Origin of the sequence: Paenibacillus sp. FSL P4-0338, assembly GCF_038002365.1 — a bacterium.
In the GTDB taxonomy this organism is placed as follows: Bacteria; Bacillota; Bacilli; order Paenibacillales; family Paenibacillaceae; genus Paenibacillus_AQ.
Genome location: NZ_JBBOCG010000001.1, coordinates 3455110 through 3471510 on the forward strand (window position 1 = coordinate 3455110; position 16401 = coordinate 3471510).

The following is a 16401-nucleotide window of genomic DNA, read 5'->3' on the forward strand; positions in this document are numbered from 1 at the left end:
GGAAAAAATGCTTGTCCCTGTTCCTTCAGCTCCTGCTTATTTCAGGTATTTCTGCCGGAACGCTGTGGGCGTAAGTCCGCAGTATTTTTTGAACAGGCCGCTAAAATAAGGGCGGTCCTCATAGCCGAGCATCAGGGAAATCTCCTGTACCTGCGCCCCGGCAATCAGCAGCTCCTTCGCCCGCTCCATCCGTAGCTTGGTAATATACTGAATCAGCGTCATGCCGGTCTCCTTCTTGAAGGCGCCTGCGAAATAGCTCGGGCTCAGATGGACAGCCTGCGCGCAGCTGTTCAGGGTCAGATTCTCCTCCAGATGCAGCCGGATATACTCTCTGGCCCGGTTAATGGACTGTGTTACATCACGGAACTGCTTGCTATCGACGAATTCACAGCCCATGCTGGCGAAGTGATTGATATAGCTTTTCCAGCCGCCAAAGGTTAAAGAACGGTTCTCCTCCAGCGCCGTCAGGTCAGCCTCCAGCTGTATGCGCTCCTCCTCCGTGATTTCATCACAGAACGCGCGGTACATGGCAAAGGTCAGCCCGGACAACAGCCGGACCATCGACAGCGGGTCAGGATATCTGCCGGAGAGGGTCCATTGCCGGAAGATATCACCGATGATCTCATGGCAGCCTTCCTCATTGCCGGATTTGAGCGCGTACAACAGCTCCTTCACCTTCTCCTCAGGATAGTCCGGGGCTGCGCGGTTCTCCGGGTCAAGCTCCGTGAAGCGGAAGATACAATTCCCCTCACTGTAAAAGCGGTAGGCCAGCGCTTTGGCCGCATGCACGAAGGAGGCCCTGATCTCACGCGGTCCCCGTGCCGCTGTGCCAAGGCCGATCGAAACGGTATTCTTGCTGTATTTCTCCACATTCTCACGGCACAGCTCCAGCAGCGCTGCCGTATCCATGGCGTCCGGCGGATTAAAGATCGCGGCCAGCCGCTGTCTGCTCTCACGTAGTACAACGCCGCGCGTGTGCATTTTCAGCGTCTCGTCCAGGATGTTCTTGATCGCAAAGGGAATGATTTCACTGTCATCCAGATGCAGGGTGTACCCGTATTCCGTATAACAGTCCAGCTCAATAGCCATCACCAGCAGATTGCCGGCATCCAGGTCGATGCCCAGCTCCTGCCAGCGGCTGTCACTCAGGCTGATATGGGTCTCCTGGCGCAGCAGAGCGGTAAGATAATCCTGGCGCAGCTGCGAATGGCTGGCTACCATCTTCTGCTCCATTTGCTGTATCTGCTCTGCTCTCGTCCGCTCTTCTTGAATAGTCTGCTTCACCTTCAGCACAGCTTCCACAATCTCCGGCTGGGTGAACGGCTTCAGCAAATAGTTGGAGGCACCCAGCTTAATCGCCTCCTGCGCATAACTGAAATCCGAATACCCGCTGATGAATATAAATTTGGCCCGCAGCTTCGCTTCGGCAGCCCGTTTCATGAGTTCAAGACCGCTGAGCTTAGGCATACGGATATCGCTGATAACGATGTCGGGGTCCTTCTCCAGCAGCAGCTCCCAGCCCTGCTCGCCGTTGCCGGCGGTCCCTGCTACCTCGATTCCATGATCCGCCCACGGGATCGTTGAAGCAATTCCTTTGACGACAGTCTGAATATCATCCATTACGCACAGGGTCAATGGGTTCATGGCAGCCTCCTAGAGGATCGGTATGGTGACGGTTACAGTTGTAGCAATATCGGGAATGCTGCTGAAGGCAATCGATGCGGATTCACCGTAATGCAGGCTGAGCCTGCTTCGCAGGTTGGACAATGCATACCCCCTGCGCTCTGCTTCGGTGCCATTTACCGCATTCGCAAGCGCAGCGGCATCCATGCCGCAGCCGTTGTCCGTGACCCGCAGGATCAGGAATCCGGCAGAGCGGTAGATGCGGATCTCAATCCTGCCTAGCTCCGCTTTGTCGCGGAAGCCGTGCAGGATTGAATTTTCCACCAGCGGCTGAAGCAGAATCTTCAACATCCGGACGGACAGATAGGCATCATCCTCCACCTCAATCGTATAGGTGAACAGATTCTCATAGCACTTCTGCTGGAGCTGCAAATACTGCCGGACATGCTGGACCTCCTGCTGGAGGGTCGTAATATCGTTCCCGTTGTTCAGCCCCAGGCGGAACAGGAGCGACAAGGCCACAATCATCTCGCTGACATCGCTTTTCTCGCCATTCTCGCTTTTCCAGAAGATCGTATTCAGCGTATTGTATAAGAAATGAGGGTCCACCTGCGCCTGTAACGCCTTGACCTCCGACTTGCGCTTCTCCTGCTCCGAGGTCCGTACCTCCTGAATCAGAACCTGAATCTGGTCCAGCATCCGGTTGAACTTATGGCCGACGGCGCTCACCTCATCCTCATACCGGCTCTGAAACCGCACATCCAGGTCGTTATATTCCACCTCCACCATCAGACGCTGCAGCTTGTTGAGCGGCTTCAGCAGTGCAGAGGCGAGCAGGTTGGACAAGGCCAGCGCCACCAGGGTACAGATCAGCATAATCCAGAAGATCAGCCAACGGATCTGGTTCAGCGGTTTCAGCAGGTCTGCTTTGGACTGAATACTGACCATGACCCAGTCCTCATTCATCGACAGCGTGCTGTAATTGACGAGCAGCTCCTCGCCTTTGGCATTGATATAGTTGAAATCGCCTACCGTCCCTTGGTTGAAACGGCTGACGAAATTGTGCTCCGTATTGAACGCGTAGGTCTGCGTCTCCGGCCGGATGACCATCGATCCATCTTTTTGCAGCAAAAAGAGCTGAACCTGATTATTCATCAGATCCTGCTCCAGGATAGACCTCATCGCCTCCTCCTTCATGTTCACAACCATATAGACGTTCGGGAAATTATGATTGTCAATCACCGTAGGCTTCAGCAGCAGCGAGAGCACCCGGCCCTTCGACTGAAACAGCTCGCTCTGATGGGCCCCCAGCCACAGGGTATTCCAGCCCGGCCGCTCCAGATAGCTGCCATACTTCTCCATAAAGTTGGTCTTCCTGTCGGGGAAATCCTTAGTGGAGTAAAAATCGCCAATCGGCGTACTGAGATAGGTCGCATCGATCAGCGGCTCCACCAGCTTAAGCTGGTCAAAAGAAGTCTGCAGCAGCGACAGATTCTGATAATAATGAGAGGTATTATTGTTGCTGACATCCTTCATCGCCTGGCCGAAGCTCTCACCCAGCATAAGGGAATAGGAAGAGACAACGATATGCCGGAGGTGCTCGTCCATCACCTGAACGGATTTGTTCAGAATACCTTGCTTCAGCTCAAGTGCACTGCCCTGAATGCTGCGCTCCGCAAAGAGATACGAGCCGACCCCGGTTACACTGATGCAGAGAATGGCGAGGAAGATGTACAGCACCTGAATTCTTTTCTTCAAAGACTGCTTGTAGAAACCGAGTTTCATCCGTGAACCACTCCTTGCAACCCATTGTAACAACAGTGCGGGCGGAACACTACTCTTTCCGGGACTAACCTTTGACTGCGCCGAGCGTCACCTGCATGAAGGATTTGTTGGCGAACACATAGACCACCAGCAGCGGCAAAATGGACAGGCACGCGCCGGCCATCATCAGCTGTACCTCTGACGCCGCTCCGATTCCGTAGCGCAGATTCGCCAGCCCAACTGGAAGCGTCTGAAGCTTAGGATTGCTCATCGTGAAGACCAGCGGCAGAATATATTCATTCCATGACCCCTGGAACGCCCCCAGCCCGGCAACCGCCAGCGCAGGCCGCAGCATCGGCAGGATGATACGCAGGTAGACAGAGTAGAAGTTGCAGCCATCGATCATCGCCGCTTCGTCCAGGTCGCGCGGAATGCTCTGGAAGAAGCCGATTAAGATGAAATAACAGGTGGCATGGGCGCTGATCAGGATAATAATGACGCCCCAGAGCGTCTTGTTCAGGCCGAGCATCACCATCAGGTCAAATTGCGGACGCAGCACCACGGCGCCGATGGAGATGAACAGCGTTGAGGCCATGAGCAGGGAGTACGCTTTTTTGCCGATAAAAGAAACCCGGTTTACCGCATAGGCGGACATTGAAGCCACCAGCAAAGTGCCGACAGTGGTGACCACGCTTACAAATATACTGTTCAGCGTATAGCGGGAGAAGTTGGCGTTCTTCCACGCTTCCAGATAGTTCGAGAAATGCCAGCTTGACGGCCAAATGGTTGCACTGCCGGTCAGCTCCTGATTCGTCTTGAACGAGCCCAGCACGACCATGATGATCGGGAACAAGGCCAGCAGGGCGGCCGCAATCAGAAAGATCCAGAGCACAGCCTTGCCGAGTGAGCGGGTCAGCAGCGGGGAAATGTCGGAACGGGTATGAGTGTTATTCATTCTGCTCTCCTCCTGTCGGTTCTAGTACACATCGTTTAATTTCTTGGAGATCCGGAAGTAGACCAGCGTCACACCGCCCACAATGACCGCAGTGGTGAAGCCGACTGCGCTGCCGTAGCCGAGCTGCTGGATGGACTGTGCTTCCGCCGATACCGGGAATAGGAGCTTGAACAGGTACAGGTACATGACTTCTGTTTTGCCATACGGCCCGCCTTCGGTAAGCACCATGATGCTCTCATAGCCCTTCAGCGAGATGGTAATCGCCAGCATGATAATCATCTGCATCACCGGTCCCAGCAGCGGGATGGTCACATTCTTCAGCTTCTGGAATTCATTCGCCCCATCCAGCGAGGCCGCTTCATATAGATCATTCGGAATGCCTTGGAGTCCTGCGAGGAACAGCAGCATATAGTTACCAACCGCACCCCAGATAGCAATAATGATAGTGGTCATCATCGCATGGTCGGCGCTGAGCCAGCCAATCGGCTCGCTGATGATATGGAAGCGGATTAGCAGCTGATTCAAGATGCCGTTATAGGAGTTGAAAATGATGAAGAAGACAATCGCCATAACCGAGGCGCTGAAGATGGTAGGCAGATAATAAATCGCCCGCAGGAAGGAACGCCCCTTCATTTTGCGGTTCAGGATAATCGCCAGCAGCAGCGACATCGGAATCGTCACCACGAGCTTACCGAGTGCATAGATCCCGGTATTGCCGACAGAGGACCAGAACTGATGGTCGCGCAGCACCCGCCCGAAGTTATCGAGGCCGATAAATACAGGCGTCCCAAACCCTTGATAGTCATAGAACATATAACGCAAGGCCCATAGCAGAGGATAAATGCCGAACACCAGGGTCAGGAACAAGCTGGGAAATACGAAGACGTAGGCATGTATTTTTTTCTGTTTCATATAACGGCCCCCCTTAGAATCTGTACCTTGATTATAGAGGGAACGTCCCAGCTGCCGGGATAGGGAAATCAACTATTGAAAGGGGAGGATGTTACTGAGCTGGGGCAGGGGCGGATGGTGCGGCGATGGTCAATGGGATGGGCGGCAAGAGATAGGTGCGGCGTAGGCGGGAATCGGCGGTGTCACGGTTGGCACGGCAGGGGCGAGACTGGGCAGGGTGACACGGGTGGCACGGCGGGCGCGGGACTGGACGAGTGGCGGTGGCGGGACCGGGGCGGGTGGCGAGGGCGGGCGCGGGACTCGGGCTGATTTGTACTTAGGTGTATTTGGTACAACTACAAGCGGCTTAAATGACGCGTTAACAGGTTTAAGTGTAGTCTCTGCAATTAAAAATCCGGTTTTCACCTCCACAGACTCTCCGGGCTGTTTTTAATTGTACAGAATACAGCTATCGCAACTATTCTGGTTTTGGGCGGTCTTTTAACTGTACCAAATACATCAAAAAAGAGCCTCTATAAAAGAGACTCTTCCCGCATAACCGGCTGGCCCGCCGGTTCAGACACTTCTATTTGCTGCGTACCTCAAAGATGGCGAACTTCAGATAATGCCCCTCGTCCACCCCGAGAATCTGCGGATGATCCTTGCCTGCGGCCCGCCATTCGATCAGTCTCAGCACCTTGCCGGCATCCTTGGCTGCTTCCATGATCGTATCGAGGAACAGCTGCGGCTGCATGTGGTACGAACAGCTGGCCGTGACCAGATATCCGCCGTCATTCACCAGCTTCATGCCCTGCAGATTGATGTCCTTGTACCCGCGAACGGCACCTGCCACTGCGCTTTTGGTCTTGGCAAAAGCAGGAGGGTCCAGAATCACAACATCCCATGTGCGGCCGCCACCGGCGGTCATCGGCTTCGCGGTGTCCGCCTTGGCAGCCGGTTTGCTTGCGGTTTTCCCTTCTGCCGCTGCTCCGCCCGTAGCGCGCTCGGTGCGTTCCTCCTGACCCTTGACCTGATTGCGCAGGAAGGCAAATGCATCATCTACCACGAATTCCACCCGGTCACTGAATCCGTTGATCTCCACGTTGGCCTTTGCGCTCTCGATGGCATGCGCAGACACGTCAAGGCAGGTTACCTTCTTAGCGCCGTATTTGCAGGCATGCAGTGTGAAGCTTCCCGTATGCGCAAAGCATTCCAGCACAGTTGCACCATCCCAGTATGGGAAAGTGACAGGCTTGCCGCTTTTGTTGACCGGCAGCATCTGGAGTGAACCCTCCTCTGCTGCTACGTTCTGCAGTGTAATTCCGCTGCGCCCGCCCCAGCCCTTCATCAGCGGAGCAATCGATGCCCTGTTCTCCCGCTGATCGAAGAAGTAGCCGGTCTTCTGCCCCTCTTCAATATCGACGATCACCTTCAGCCCGTTCTCACTTACGGTAATGTGGCGCGGGCATTCGCCGTAGAGCACACCCGTGGTCTGTTCCAGTCCCTCCAGCTCACGCACACTGACATCGCTGCGCTCGTAGATGCCGCGCGGCGCCATCACCTGCACCAACGCCTCCACAATCTCGGAGCGGTGCTGATCCATAGCCAGTGTCAGCAGCTGCACCACAAGGACTTCACCGAAGCGGTCAATGATCAGCCCCGGCAGAAAATCCGCTTCCCCATAGACCAGACGATAAGCGTCCGCCCCCGGCAGGAAGCGTTCCCTGTGCCGCAGACAGTCCTCGAACCGCTGTGCAAAAAACGCCGTGTCCATCGCCGCCAGCTTGTGCTGCGACAGAATTCTCACCCGGATCTGCGAAGCCGGATTGTAATATCCCGTAGCCAGATAACGACCCTGATGAGTCAGAACATCTACCAGCCCGCCTGCTTGCGGATCTCCGTCTACAGATGCTACTTCACTGGCGAAGACCCATGGGTGGCCCTGTTCTACTCTTTTTTTACGGTTTCGTTCCAGAATTACTGATGCCAATACCTTCAACTCCCTATTCTTGTTGCCAGATTAATATACATGTCCTATGCCTGGCGTTCATATATTGGTACAACCCCCGTAAAATAACCCCACAAAGTGAGGCTTTAGCGTAGGTGATGACTCAGGTACTTTGCGGGGACCCCGAAACAATATAAATTCTGTTAAGTGGAAACGGCTATGCCATCCTCTCAAGGACGGTACCGTTCAGCGAGAAATAGAAGGATAAGTTATCGTTTGAAACCTATAATTTCTTATCTTTTCAAAAAGGAGCTTGTCCTTATGATCCGTGAACTGTTATTCCCTGTCCTCTACGGTCTTGTCATATTCCTCGCCGGCATGAAGGTGATGGAAGCCTCGCTGTCGCAGCTGGCCGGTCCGCTGCTGAAGCGCAGCCTGCACAAGGCTACCTCCACACCGGCCAAAGGCCTGATCGTCAGTGCCCTGCTGTCGGCGCTGCTGCAGAGCAGCACCGCTGTAACGGTGCTGACCATCGGCATGGTCAATGCCGGGCTGCTGACCTATGCCCGCACGCTTGGCATTATTCTCGGCAGCAACATCGGCACCTGCCTGACAACGGAGCTGATCAGCCTGCAGATCAGCACACTGGCCGCGCCGCTGCTGATCGCGGCGCTCTGCCTGTGGGCCGCCGCCGTGATGGCCGGCGAGCTGGCCCCTCAGTCCCGGCGGCTGCTTGAGGCCTGCCGCCGGATCTCGGGACCGCTGCAGTTCATCTGCCTCGCGGTCACCGGCTTCGCGCTCGTCCTGTGGGGCATCGCGGTCATGCAGTCCATCGGCCCTGCTCTGGAAGGCAGCGCCCTGTTCAGCTGGTTTCTCGGGCATGCCGCAACCAGCGCACTTTGGGGGCTGGCCGCCGGGGCTGTGCTGACGGCGATGGTGCACAGCAGCGCCGCAGTTATCGGCATGGCGATGGGCCTCGCTGCCAGCGGCGTGATGCCGCCTGCGCTTGGCATCGCCATCGTCCTCGGCGCGAATATCGGCACCTGCGTCACTGCCGTCATTGCCGCCATCGGCAGTACGCCTTCCGGCGTATTCGTCGCCTGGTCGCATGTGACACTGAATGTCGGCGGCGCCTTACTCTTTCTGCCCTTCATAGGGCCGCTGCAATCCCTGTCCGCCTGGATCGGCGGCGGACCTGCCGCCCAGCTTGCCCATGCCCAGACTATTTTCAACGTCGTCTGTTCGCTTGGTGTACTGCCGTTATGCTATCTGCGCGTCTGGTCCAGGCTGGAGCAGCGGCTGCAGTCCTAAGTCTTCCAAGAATCGTAATCGCAGTCCTCATTATACTTCAAATCCGCCGGACAGTACTAATCCAATCTGCAAGGGAAGTATAATCAACAAAGGCGAGATTCACGCAAACCATAGAAAAAAGACCTAGGGCACCTTCACCCCAGGTCTATATTTACATCAGCTTCTTAATCTTATCCAGCGGCAGTTCAACAGCCTTAGAGACCGCTTCGGGAGAAAATCCATTGAGCAGCAATTTACGGATGAGCTCCGCCTGACCTTCTGCTTTTCCTTCTGCTTTTCCTTCTGCTTTGCCTTCCTCAATACCTTCGGCTTTGCCCTCTTCATATCCCCAACGCTTCCAGGCTGGCATCAATTCCATAATGACTTCTCCCTCCTCCGGGTAATGATCGATTAATTCTCTTAGAATCTCCTCATCCTGTGTCCGGTCCGGCTTGAAATACAAATCCGCCACTGACATAATCAGCGCCAGCCGTCCCTGATCCAATCGTGTCCTGAGCTTGATGAACATTCGCAGGAATTCCCGCCGTACTTCTCTCGCTTCTCTTGTAGTATAACCCATCTTCGCTAATAACGCAGCAGCCACTGCATTATCTGAGTCGATGAAACGCCGCCAGTTCTGCTTACGCAGCTCCACCTTAAGGAACTGGAAGCGCAGAATGGAGTGCTCCGGAATAGACATCTCCAGCGTGTCCTGCTCTTCCCGGACCTCATCTGAGGTAAAGATCGCAATCGGAATAATCAGCTTATGGTCTTTGCGGTAGCGCTCGAATAGACGGCTGAAGTAAATAAACATTCTCTCGTGGAATACGGTATCCCTATATGATTGCGGTTCCAGGTGTATTAGGATATAACCGTCCAGTCCTTTGTAGCGGGTCTCAAGCAGCAAATCCAGTTCCCTCGCTTCCTCGCCGACAATATCCACGAGCAGTTCCTGCATCAGAAACCGGGTCTCACTATAGTCGAGCATGGCGTCCAGCTCAGGAAAAAATAGTTCAATGAATTCCTGAAAAAACGTCTCCAACAGCTTTTTGAAAGCTTCATCATGCGGTATAGAAATATGTTTCGCCTCCTGTTATAGGTTTGAGCTTGTTCTAGTGTGATTGTATTCCATTTATTTGGGATTGTATATAATAAAAGGAACATACATTCGTATTCAAATGTGATACCCCTACCGTGCGAATCCTAAATCTTACACATTCCCAGCCAAAACAAAAAACCTGCACACCGTCCACATGGACGAATGTACAGGTCTTATTGCGGCCGCTCAAACCGCCGGCAGCATTACACTACTTCACACTAACGGATACGGAGACTGTCTTGGTTCCCAGTTTTCCTTTAATAGATGCAGTACCTTTGCTCACTGCTGTAATCTGCCCGGCAGCATTCACCTTGGCGACAGCAGGTTTGGAGCTGGTCCAGACCATGCTTCCTGTGACAACTGCAGTGCGTCCGGTATCATACAGTGCGGTTACCACTACGTTTTTGCCTGCTCCCGGTGCAAGATTCAGCCGGTTCTCACTGACCGTAAGCTTCATCAGCTTGGGAACAACCGTAATCTTAACCGTCGCCTGAATGCCTTGGTAGGAACCGGTCAGGGTTGTAGTTCCCTCAGCCAGTGCTTTGACCGAAGTCCCGTTAATGGTGGCCACAGCAGGGTTCGAGGATTCCCAGTTCATTGCACTCGAGAAGTTGGCAGATTTACCGTTTGAAAAGTATCCGGTCGCCTTAATGGACTTGGAGGCCTTGATGTTCATTTCCAGCGTTGCCGGGTCCACTACCAGCTTCACGACCTTCTGTGCAATCGTCACCGGAAAACTAATTGTCTTATTGGAGTAGGTTCCCTTCAGGGTTGCCGTACCTTTGACCAGTCCCTTAATAGTCTTCACAGTGCTTGTCTGCTTAAGAACAGCATTGCTGCCGCTCAGCTCCCACTTAATGCTTCCTGATACGTCCAGCTCGTCGCCGTTCTCCAGTACAGCCTGGACAGCAGGCAGCTGCAACTCTTCACCAATGACTACACCCAGTGCTTCATCAGGCCCGATCAGGACCAACACTTTATTCTGAACCGTTACGTTAAACTGAACTGTCTTGGACCGGATGGCTGTAGCGGAAGCGGAGGTCACTTCGCCATTTTTGAGCTTACCGGTCAGGATAGCTGTGCCTGCCTTGCCGCCGACAAACTTTCCGTCCTTGATAGACACAATCTCTTCATTCGCAGAGGTCCACTCCATCTCATCGCTGATGTCGAGCTTGGTTCCGTCATACTTGGTTCCATTCACTTTCGGCAGGCTGACCGCATCCGCCGTGTATATTTCCTGCTCCGTCTTCTCCAAGCCCAGCTCAGTCAGGGTCGGATAGACGGTGATCTTGAAGCTTTTGCTGATTCCCAGATAGTTAGCCTTGATGATTGAGGTTCCTACTGCTTTACCCGTAACAGTGGCATAAGCGTTACCTGCATCTGCCGTATTGGCAGTTACCGTAGCATTCATCAGGTTATCTGAGGTCCAGACTGCGGACGCTGTTTCGTTCGAGGTTGAATTGATGGCATTACGCATTTCTGCGGTTACATTCAGACTCTCCCCCAGGAAAAGCGACTGGTCGCCGGCAGGCTTCAGCACAAGCGCTTCATATGGCGCACGCACATAGACATCCACCGACTGGGTGACACCCAGATAGCTTGCGGTGATGACCGTTTTACCCACACCCAGGATGGTAATCTCGCCGTCTTTAACAGTAGCTACGCTCTCGCTGGAGCTGCTCCATTCCACCTCATTGCCCAAGGTGATCTCCTGACTTGCCGAAGTGGCTTTGGTCTTGGCGGTCAGCTTGACCGGGTTGTCTCCGACCAGCATTTCCATTTCCTTGACGATGGTGTCTTTCTTGTCTTTCAATACAATAGCGGCATAAGGAAGCTCTACTACCGCTTTGATTGTTTCGGTTAATCCTTTGTACTTGGCGGTAATGGTAGCCTTACCTTCACCGACCAGTGTAACCTTGCCTGCAGCAATAGTCAGCACACCCGTATTCGAACTGCTCCATTCCGTGTCCTTCGTGACATCCTTCTCCGCAGTGGCCGAAGTTCCGCCGATGGCGGTTGCCGTAACAGACAGCAATTCCTCTTTGTCGCCTAATTTATAGCTGCCCTCTGTGCTGCGGGTCAATTTCAGTTCCTTGAAGGAATGGGTGACCGATACCTCTACAGAAGCTATCGCATTATTGTAGGTTGCTGTGATCATCGCCGTTCCTGCACTTACCGGTTTAAGCTGGCCGTTAAGTACCGTGACCACTTCCTGCTTAGAGGAGGTCCAGGTCGCGGCTGCCGTTACATCCCGTTTGGACGCGGAGCCCTCTACATTGGCATATACCTTAAGCTGCTTCGGTGACTGGCCCACGGTAAGCTCAACCTTGGCTGCACTGTCGAATTCAATGGAGATAGTGTCTCCAGCAGCAGCAAAGACGTTTACCGGAAAAGCGGCCACAACGAGCAATATCATAATGAGGAGCGTTTTTGTCATTTTCCTGTACACGGTCATCTGTTCTCTCCTTAGACGGTCTGATTATCGGTGGACTTTTTTCCCACTCTCTTCCACTATATCGACAAATCCGGCCCAAGTCTTTACCCCATTTTCCGTATTTCACGAATCCCGGGCAAATTCAGGACTATGTAACTATATAAAATGCCTCCGCCACTTTTCCCAATCTGTTTTTTTAAGTCCTATTTAAATAGCTAATCACGGGATAACGAAAAAAAGGATGTCTTCCTGCCGCCGAAGGCACAGAAGACATCCTGTAGCAGTCTGTCCGGTCAGGGGGTCGCCACTGCCCGGCTAACACTAACAAGCTCGCCCCGGCATTCATTCACGCCGGCTTCGGTTACCTTCACCTGGCACAGCTCGCCCTGCAGCGAATCGTCGCCGCCAAACAGCACCTGGAGATAGTTGTCGCTGAAGCCGTGCTGGACGCTCCGTCCAGCCGAGCCTTTCGCGGCCCGCTCCGGAATGACAGACAGTGTCTGGCCCACGAAGCGCTTGGCATAGGCCAATTGCATCTCTTCGGAGAGATCGATCAACTCCTGCACACGTGCATTTTTGATCTCCTCATCCACCTGATTGAGCATCCGCGCAGCCGGGGTTCCGGTCCGTTTGGAATACGGGAAGACATGCATCTCCGAATAGTTGACCGCCTTCATAAAGTCATAGCCTACCCGGAACATCTCATCCGTCTCACCAGGGAAGCCGACGATCACATCGGTTGTGATCCCCACATCCGGCATGGCCTGACGGATCAGCTGCATTTTGGCAAAATACTCTTCCGTGGTATACTTCCGGCGCATCGCCTTCAGCACCTCGTTATGACCCGCCTGGAGCGGAATATGCAGATGGCGGCACATCTTGGTGCTGCGGTTCAGCACCTCCAGCAGCTTCTCGTCAATCTGGCTCGCTTCAATGGAGCTGATGCGGACACGTTCCAGCCCGTCCACCTTATCCAGCTCCCAGAGCAGGTCAGAGAGACGGTAGTTCTCCAGATCATCCCCGTACCCGCCGGTATGGATGCCGGTAAGCACGAATTCCTTGTATCCGGCCTCCACCAGCTGATGCGCTTGGGCGACAATTGATTTCGGATCACGGCTGCGCGAGAGGCCGCGCGACCATGGAATGATGCAGAAGGTGCAGAAGTTGTTGCAGCCATCCTGAATCTTCATGAACGCCCGCGTCCGGTCAGCGAACCCGGGCACATCCATCTCCTCGAACTCGCGTGTCTTCATAATGTTGCGAACCGCATTGACCGGCTGGCGCGACTCCTGAATATTCTTTACATGCGTCATGATCTGCTCCCGGTCCTGGTTGCCGATCACCAGATCGACGCCGGGAATATCGAGAATCTCTCCCGGTGAGGTCTGCGCGTAGCAGCCGGTAACCGCTACGATAGCGTCAGGATTGCGGCGGACCGCCCGGCGGATCATCTGCCGGCTTTTTTTGTCGCCTGTATTGGTCACCGTACAGGTATTGATCAGATAGACATCGGCAGAACCCTCGAAATCTACCTGCTCGTATCCATCATTCTTAAAGAGCTGCCAGATGGCCTCGGTATCATAGAAATTGACTTTGCAGCCCAGTGTATAAAAAGCTACAGATGGCATGATTTAAGCTCCTCCCATTTCTCCGGATTCATATAAAATGCAGGCGGCGGCAACCATACCTGCGGTTTCACAGCGCAGAATACGCGGCCCCAGCCCGACAGAGACTGCTCCGGCCTCCTCAGCCAGCCGGCATTCCTCCATACTGAAGCCGCCCTCTGGCCCTACAACGATCAGCACCTTGGCCGCAGCCTCCTGCGGAAGCGATGCCAGCCATGGCGCGGCTGCGCTGCGAAGCTGGAGACCCTCTTCCTTCTCATAGCAGAAATAGACGGCATCATAGCCGCTGAAGCTCTGGAGCAGCTGCTTCCAGCTAAGCGGTGAATGCACCTGCGGAACAATATTCCGGTGCGCCTGTTCAGCAGCCTCCTTGCAGATTTTGCGCCAGCGCTCTACCCGCTTACTCTCCTTGCGCTCATCGTACTGCACGATGGTCCGCTCTGAGAGGAACGGCATGAAGGCTACAGCCCCGATCTCCGTGCATTTCTGAATGACTGTCTCCAGCTTGTCCCCTTTGGGCAGGCTCTGGGCGACGGTAATCTGGATGCGCGGCTCATGAGTCATGGCCAGAGGCTCCAGTATGCTCACGGTGACCAGGCCGATCTCAATTTCAGCGATCTCAGCCAGTGCTTCACGGGACACGCCGTCGCTGACGATCAGCTTATCCCCGGCCTTGCCGCGCATGACCTTGGCAATATGGCGGGCGTCTTCACCGTCAATGCTAACCTTGTCTTGTCCGAACTGTGCCGGAGTTACGAAATAACGCTGCATCTCTCATCCTCATCCTGTCCGTTATTCAGCGTAAAAGCGGCGTAGTCCCCGTCAAATCAGGTCCCGGCCGCCGCTTCACACGTATCATTCATCTACTTAATAATCACATTATATTCTACAACGTTTGCCATGCACTGAACAGTCCCTGTCCATACTGCTCTGCTCAGACCCCGAACATGCCCAGGAACAGCCGGACGAAATCATTGCCGGTCCTGCTAGCCCAGTAGCTAAGCGGTTCTATCGTATAGGCGCGCAGACCCGGAATAAAGATAATCAGCAGAAAAAGGAAAACCGTATACTGCTCATACTGCTGAAGTCTTCCCCGGATCGGACGCGGTGCGATATCTTCTACGATCCGGTAACCGTCCAGCGGCGGCAGCGGAATCAGGTTGAACACGAAGAGGAAGAAGTTGAAGTGGATGAACATCCCGAAGAACCAGTATAGTGCCTGAAGCACCTGGTCGTTCTTAATCGAATCCATTGTCCCTGTTCCCAGCAGAATCGCATAGATCAGCGCACCCAGAATACCCAGCAGCAGATTGCTGACTGGCCCGGCGGCCGAGACGATGACACCCATCAGGCGGGGACGGCGGAAGTTATCCCGGTTCACGGGAACCGGACGCGCCCAGCCGAAGCCCGCAATCAGCAGCAGAATGATACCGAAGAGATCAAAGTGCACCGCCGGATTCAAGGTCATACGGCCCAGCAGGCGCGCTGTAGGGTCCCCAAATTTATTGGCAAAATAAGCGTGGGCGAATTCATGCACCGTAAACGCAATAACAATCGTAATCAGAAAAAACGGAAGCTGCTGTAAAGGATATACTAAAAATTGATCCAGGGAACCCATGTCTACCTCTTTCCGGCTGTGAACGCCACCCAATCTTCTTCGCGGGTTACTTCTAAAATCTCGAAACCGGAAGACTTCAGTGCTTCCGCGACCAGCCCTTCTTTATCCTTATAAATCCCCGAGGTAATATAGATCCCCTCCGGCTGAAGCGCACGGTAGACATCGTCCGTGAACAGCACAATGATCTCGGCCAGAATATTCGCCACGACCACCCGGACCGGCAGAGTCACTCCCAGCCCGTCTGCCGCCGGGGCACCAACAGGAACGGCCTCTTGGTTAGCCGTATTGCTTGACCGGGCTGAAGGCCACATTTCTCCAGCTACGGTATCCGCCGCCCCCTCACCGCCCAGCAGCGAGAGCAGGTCACTCTCCTTCACGGTGACCGCTGACTCCAGCCGGTTCAGCGCCACATTCTCGCGGGCACTCTCCACGGCGACCGGGTCCAGATCCAGCGCCAGGACGGAGGCTGCACCGAGCAGCATTGCTCCGACAGAAAGGATGCCGGAGCCCGTACCTACATCGATGACCTCGTCACCGCTGACAATATGCTTCTCAAGGGCGCGAAGGCACAGCGCCGTTGTCGGATGCGTCCCGGTTCCGAAGGCCATACCGGGGTCAATCTCAATGATTTTCTCATCGGCAGAGGCCGGGGTATATTCTTCCCATGTCGGCTTAATGGTCAGCCGCCGGGAGACGCGCAGTGGCTTGAAGTACTGCTTCCAGGCATGAGCCCAATCATCCTCATCCACTGTCTTCCAGGAGATCTGTGCCAGCCCGGGGTCGATGCCGAACTCTCTCAGCTCTTCCACCCTTGGAGCCACCTCGGCCACAACCGCGTCCATGTCCACCGATTCCGCATAATATCCTTTAATAACCGCTTCCCCTTCAGGGATGTCATTGAGCGGTTCATCGTATAATTCACCGTAACGTGTATCCCGGGTTTTATTCAGCGTCCCGGATTCTTCAATAGAGACTCCGCCCGCTCCGGCCTCAACCAGCAGATTGGAGATCATCTCCTGTGCTTCCTCCGTTGTATGTACCGTCAATTCGTGCCATAGCATGGTAATGAATCCTCCTAAAAGTTTTGCGAGCATTACTGCACCCGACTTTTCTTCGCGCAAAACTCGCTTCGAAAGCATACACTTAGTTTGTAA

12 protein-coding genes are annotated in these 16401 nt (G+C 54.2%); 1 reads left to right on the forward strand and 11 read right to left on the reverse strand.

Annotated features, from left to right (window positions below; genetic code table 11):
* Positions 1–36: 36 nt before the first annotated feature.
* The 5 genes from MKZ07_RS15245 to MKZ07_RS15265 form a co-directional block, all read right to left on the reverse strand.
* A complete protein-coding gene (locus MKZ07_RS15245) occupies positions 37–1644 on the reverse strand; it encodes a response regulator (RefSeq protein ID WP_076154213.1) in 1608 nt (535 codons plus the stop codon).
* A 9-nt stretch (positions 1645–1653) separates the two neighbouring features.
* Complete coding sequence (locus MKZ07_RS15250; RefSeq protein WP_341026400.1) at positions 1654–3408, reverse strand: sensor histidine kinase; 1755 nt, start codon at positions 3406–3408, stop codon at positions 1654–1656.
* 64 nt (positions 3409–3472) lie between these two features.
* Positions 3473–4342: a carbohydrate ABC transporter permease gene (locus MKZ07_RS15255; RefSeq protein WP_036690325.1), complete on the reverse strand. Its 870-nt coding sequence runs from the start codon at positions 4340–4342 to the stop codon at positions 3473–3475.
* Between the two features lie 21 nt (positions 4343–4363).
* Entirely contained in the window at positions 4364–5254 is an 891-nt protein-coding gene (locus tag MKZ07_RS15260; protein WP_076154211.1) for a carbohydrate ABC transporter permease, read from the reverse strand.
* A 565-nt stretch (positions 5255–5819) separates the two neighbouring features.
* On the reverse strand, positions 5820–7223 hold the full coding sequence (locus tag MKZ07_RS15265) for a class I SAM-dependent rRNA methyltransferase (RefSeq protein WP_036700553.1): 1404 nt from the start codon (positions 7221–7223) through the stop codon (positions 5820–5822).
* Between the two features lie 279 nt (positions 7224–7502).
* Here MKZ07_RS15265 and MKZ07_RS15270 point away from each other — a divergent pair, with 279 nt between their 5' ends.
* Positions 7503–8492 (forward strand): Na/Pi cotransporter family protein, encoded by a 990-nt coding sequence (locus MKZ07_RS15270; protein WP_036700551.1) that lies wholly within the window; start codon positions 7503–7505, stop codon positions 8490–8492.
* Between the two features lie 151 nt (positions 8493–8643).
* Here the strand turns inward: MKZ07_RS15270 and MKZ07_RS15275 are convergent, their stop codons facing one another.
* The 6 genes from MKZ07_RS15275 to prmA all read right to left on the reverse strand — a co-directional run bounded on the left by MKZ07_RS15275 (position 8644) and on the right by prmA (position 16308).
* Positions 8644–9549: an Rpn family recombination-promoting nuclease/putative transposase gene (locus MKZ07_RS15275; protein ID WP_036700548.1), complete on the reverse strand. Its 906-nt coding sequence runs from the start codon at positions 9547–9549 to the stop codon at positions 8644–8646.
* A 229-nt stretch (positions 9550–9778) separates the two neighbouring features.
* Complete coding sequence (locus MKZ07_RS15280; RefSeq protein WP_036700546.1) at positions 9779–12025, reverse strand: Ig-like domain-containing protein; 2247 nt, start codon at positions 12023–12025, stop codon at positions 9779–9781.
* 272 nt (positions 12026–12297) lie between these two features.
* Positions 12298–13632, reverse strand: a complete 1335-nt coding sequence (gene mtaB, locus MKZ07_RS15285) for a tRNA (N(6)-L-threonylcarbamoyladenosine(37)-C(2))-methylthiotransferase MtaB (RefSeq protein ID WP_036700544.1) — start codon at positions 13630–13632, stop codon at positions 12298–12300.
* 3 nt (positions 13633–13635) lie between these two features.
* Complete coding sequence (locus tag MKZ07_RS15290) at positions 13636–14400, reverse strand: RsmE family RNA methyltransferase (RefSeq protein WP_036700541.1); 765 nt, start codon at positions 14398–14400, stop codon at positions 13636–13638.
* A 163-nt stretch (positions 14401–14563) separates the two neighbouring features.
* Entirely contained in the window at positions 14564–15247 is a 684-nt protein-coding gene (locus MKZ07_RS15295) for a site-2 protease family protein (RefSeq protein WP_036700539.1), read from the reverse strand.
* 2 nt (positions 15248–15249) lie between these two features.
* On the reverse strand, positions 15250–16308 hold the full coding sequence (gene prmA, locus MKZ07_RS15300) for a 50S ribosomal protein L11 methyltransferase (RefSeq protein WP_036700536.1): 1059 nt from the start codon (positions 16306–16308) through the stop codon (positions 15250–15252).
* Between the last annotated feature and the right edge of the window lie 93 nt (positions 16309–16401).

Bases quoted from the DNA above. Each gene is read 5' to 3' on its own strand.
- prmA (WP_036700536.1), bottom strand. From the start codon at position 16,308: ATGCTATGGCACGAATTGACGGTACATACAACGGAGGAAGCACAGGAG.
- MKZ07_RS15245 (WP_076154213.1), bottom strand. From the start codon at position 1,644: ATGAACCCATTGACCCTGTGCGTAATGGATGATATTCAGACTGTCGTC.
- MKZ07_RS15270 (WP_036700551.1), top strand. From the start codon at position 7,503: ATGATCCGTGAACTGTTATTCCCTGTCCTCTACGGTCTTGTCATATTC.
- MKZ07_RS15290 (WP_036700541.1), bottom strand. From the start codon at position 14,400: ATGCAGCGTTATTTCGTAACTCCGGCACAGTTCGGACAAGACAAGGTT.
- MKZ07_RS15295 (WP_036700539.1), bottom strand. From the start codon at position 15,247: ATGGGTTCCCTGGATCAATTTTTAGTATATCCTTTACAGCAGCTTCCG.
- MKZ07_RS15280 (WP_036700546.1), bottom strand. From the start codon at position 12,025: ATGACCGTGTACAGGAAAATGACAAAAACGCTCCTCATTATGATATTG.
- mtaB (WP_036700544.1), bottom strand. From the start codon at position 13,632: ATGCCATCTGTAGCTTTTTATACACTGGGCTGCAAAGTCAATTTCTAT.
- MKZ07_RS15255 (WP_036690325.1), bottom strand. From the start codon at position 4,342: ATGAATAACACTCATACCCGTTCCGACATTTCCCCGCTGCTGACCCGC.
- MKZ07_RS15260 (WP_076154211.1), bottom strand. From the start codon at position 5,254: ATGAAACAGAAAAAAATACATGCCTACGTCTTCGTATTTCCCAGCTTG.
- MKZ07_RS15250 (WP_341026400.1), bottom strand. From the start codon at position 3,408: ATGAAACTCGGTTTCTACAAGCAGTCTTTGAAGAAAAGAATTCAGGTG.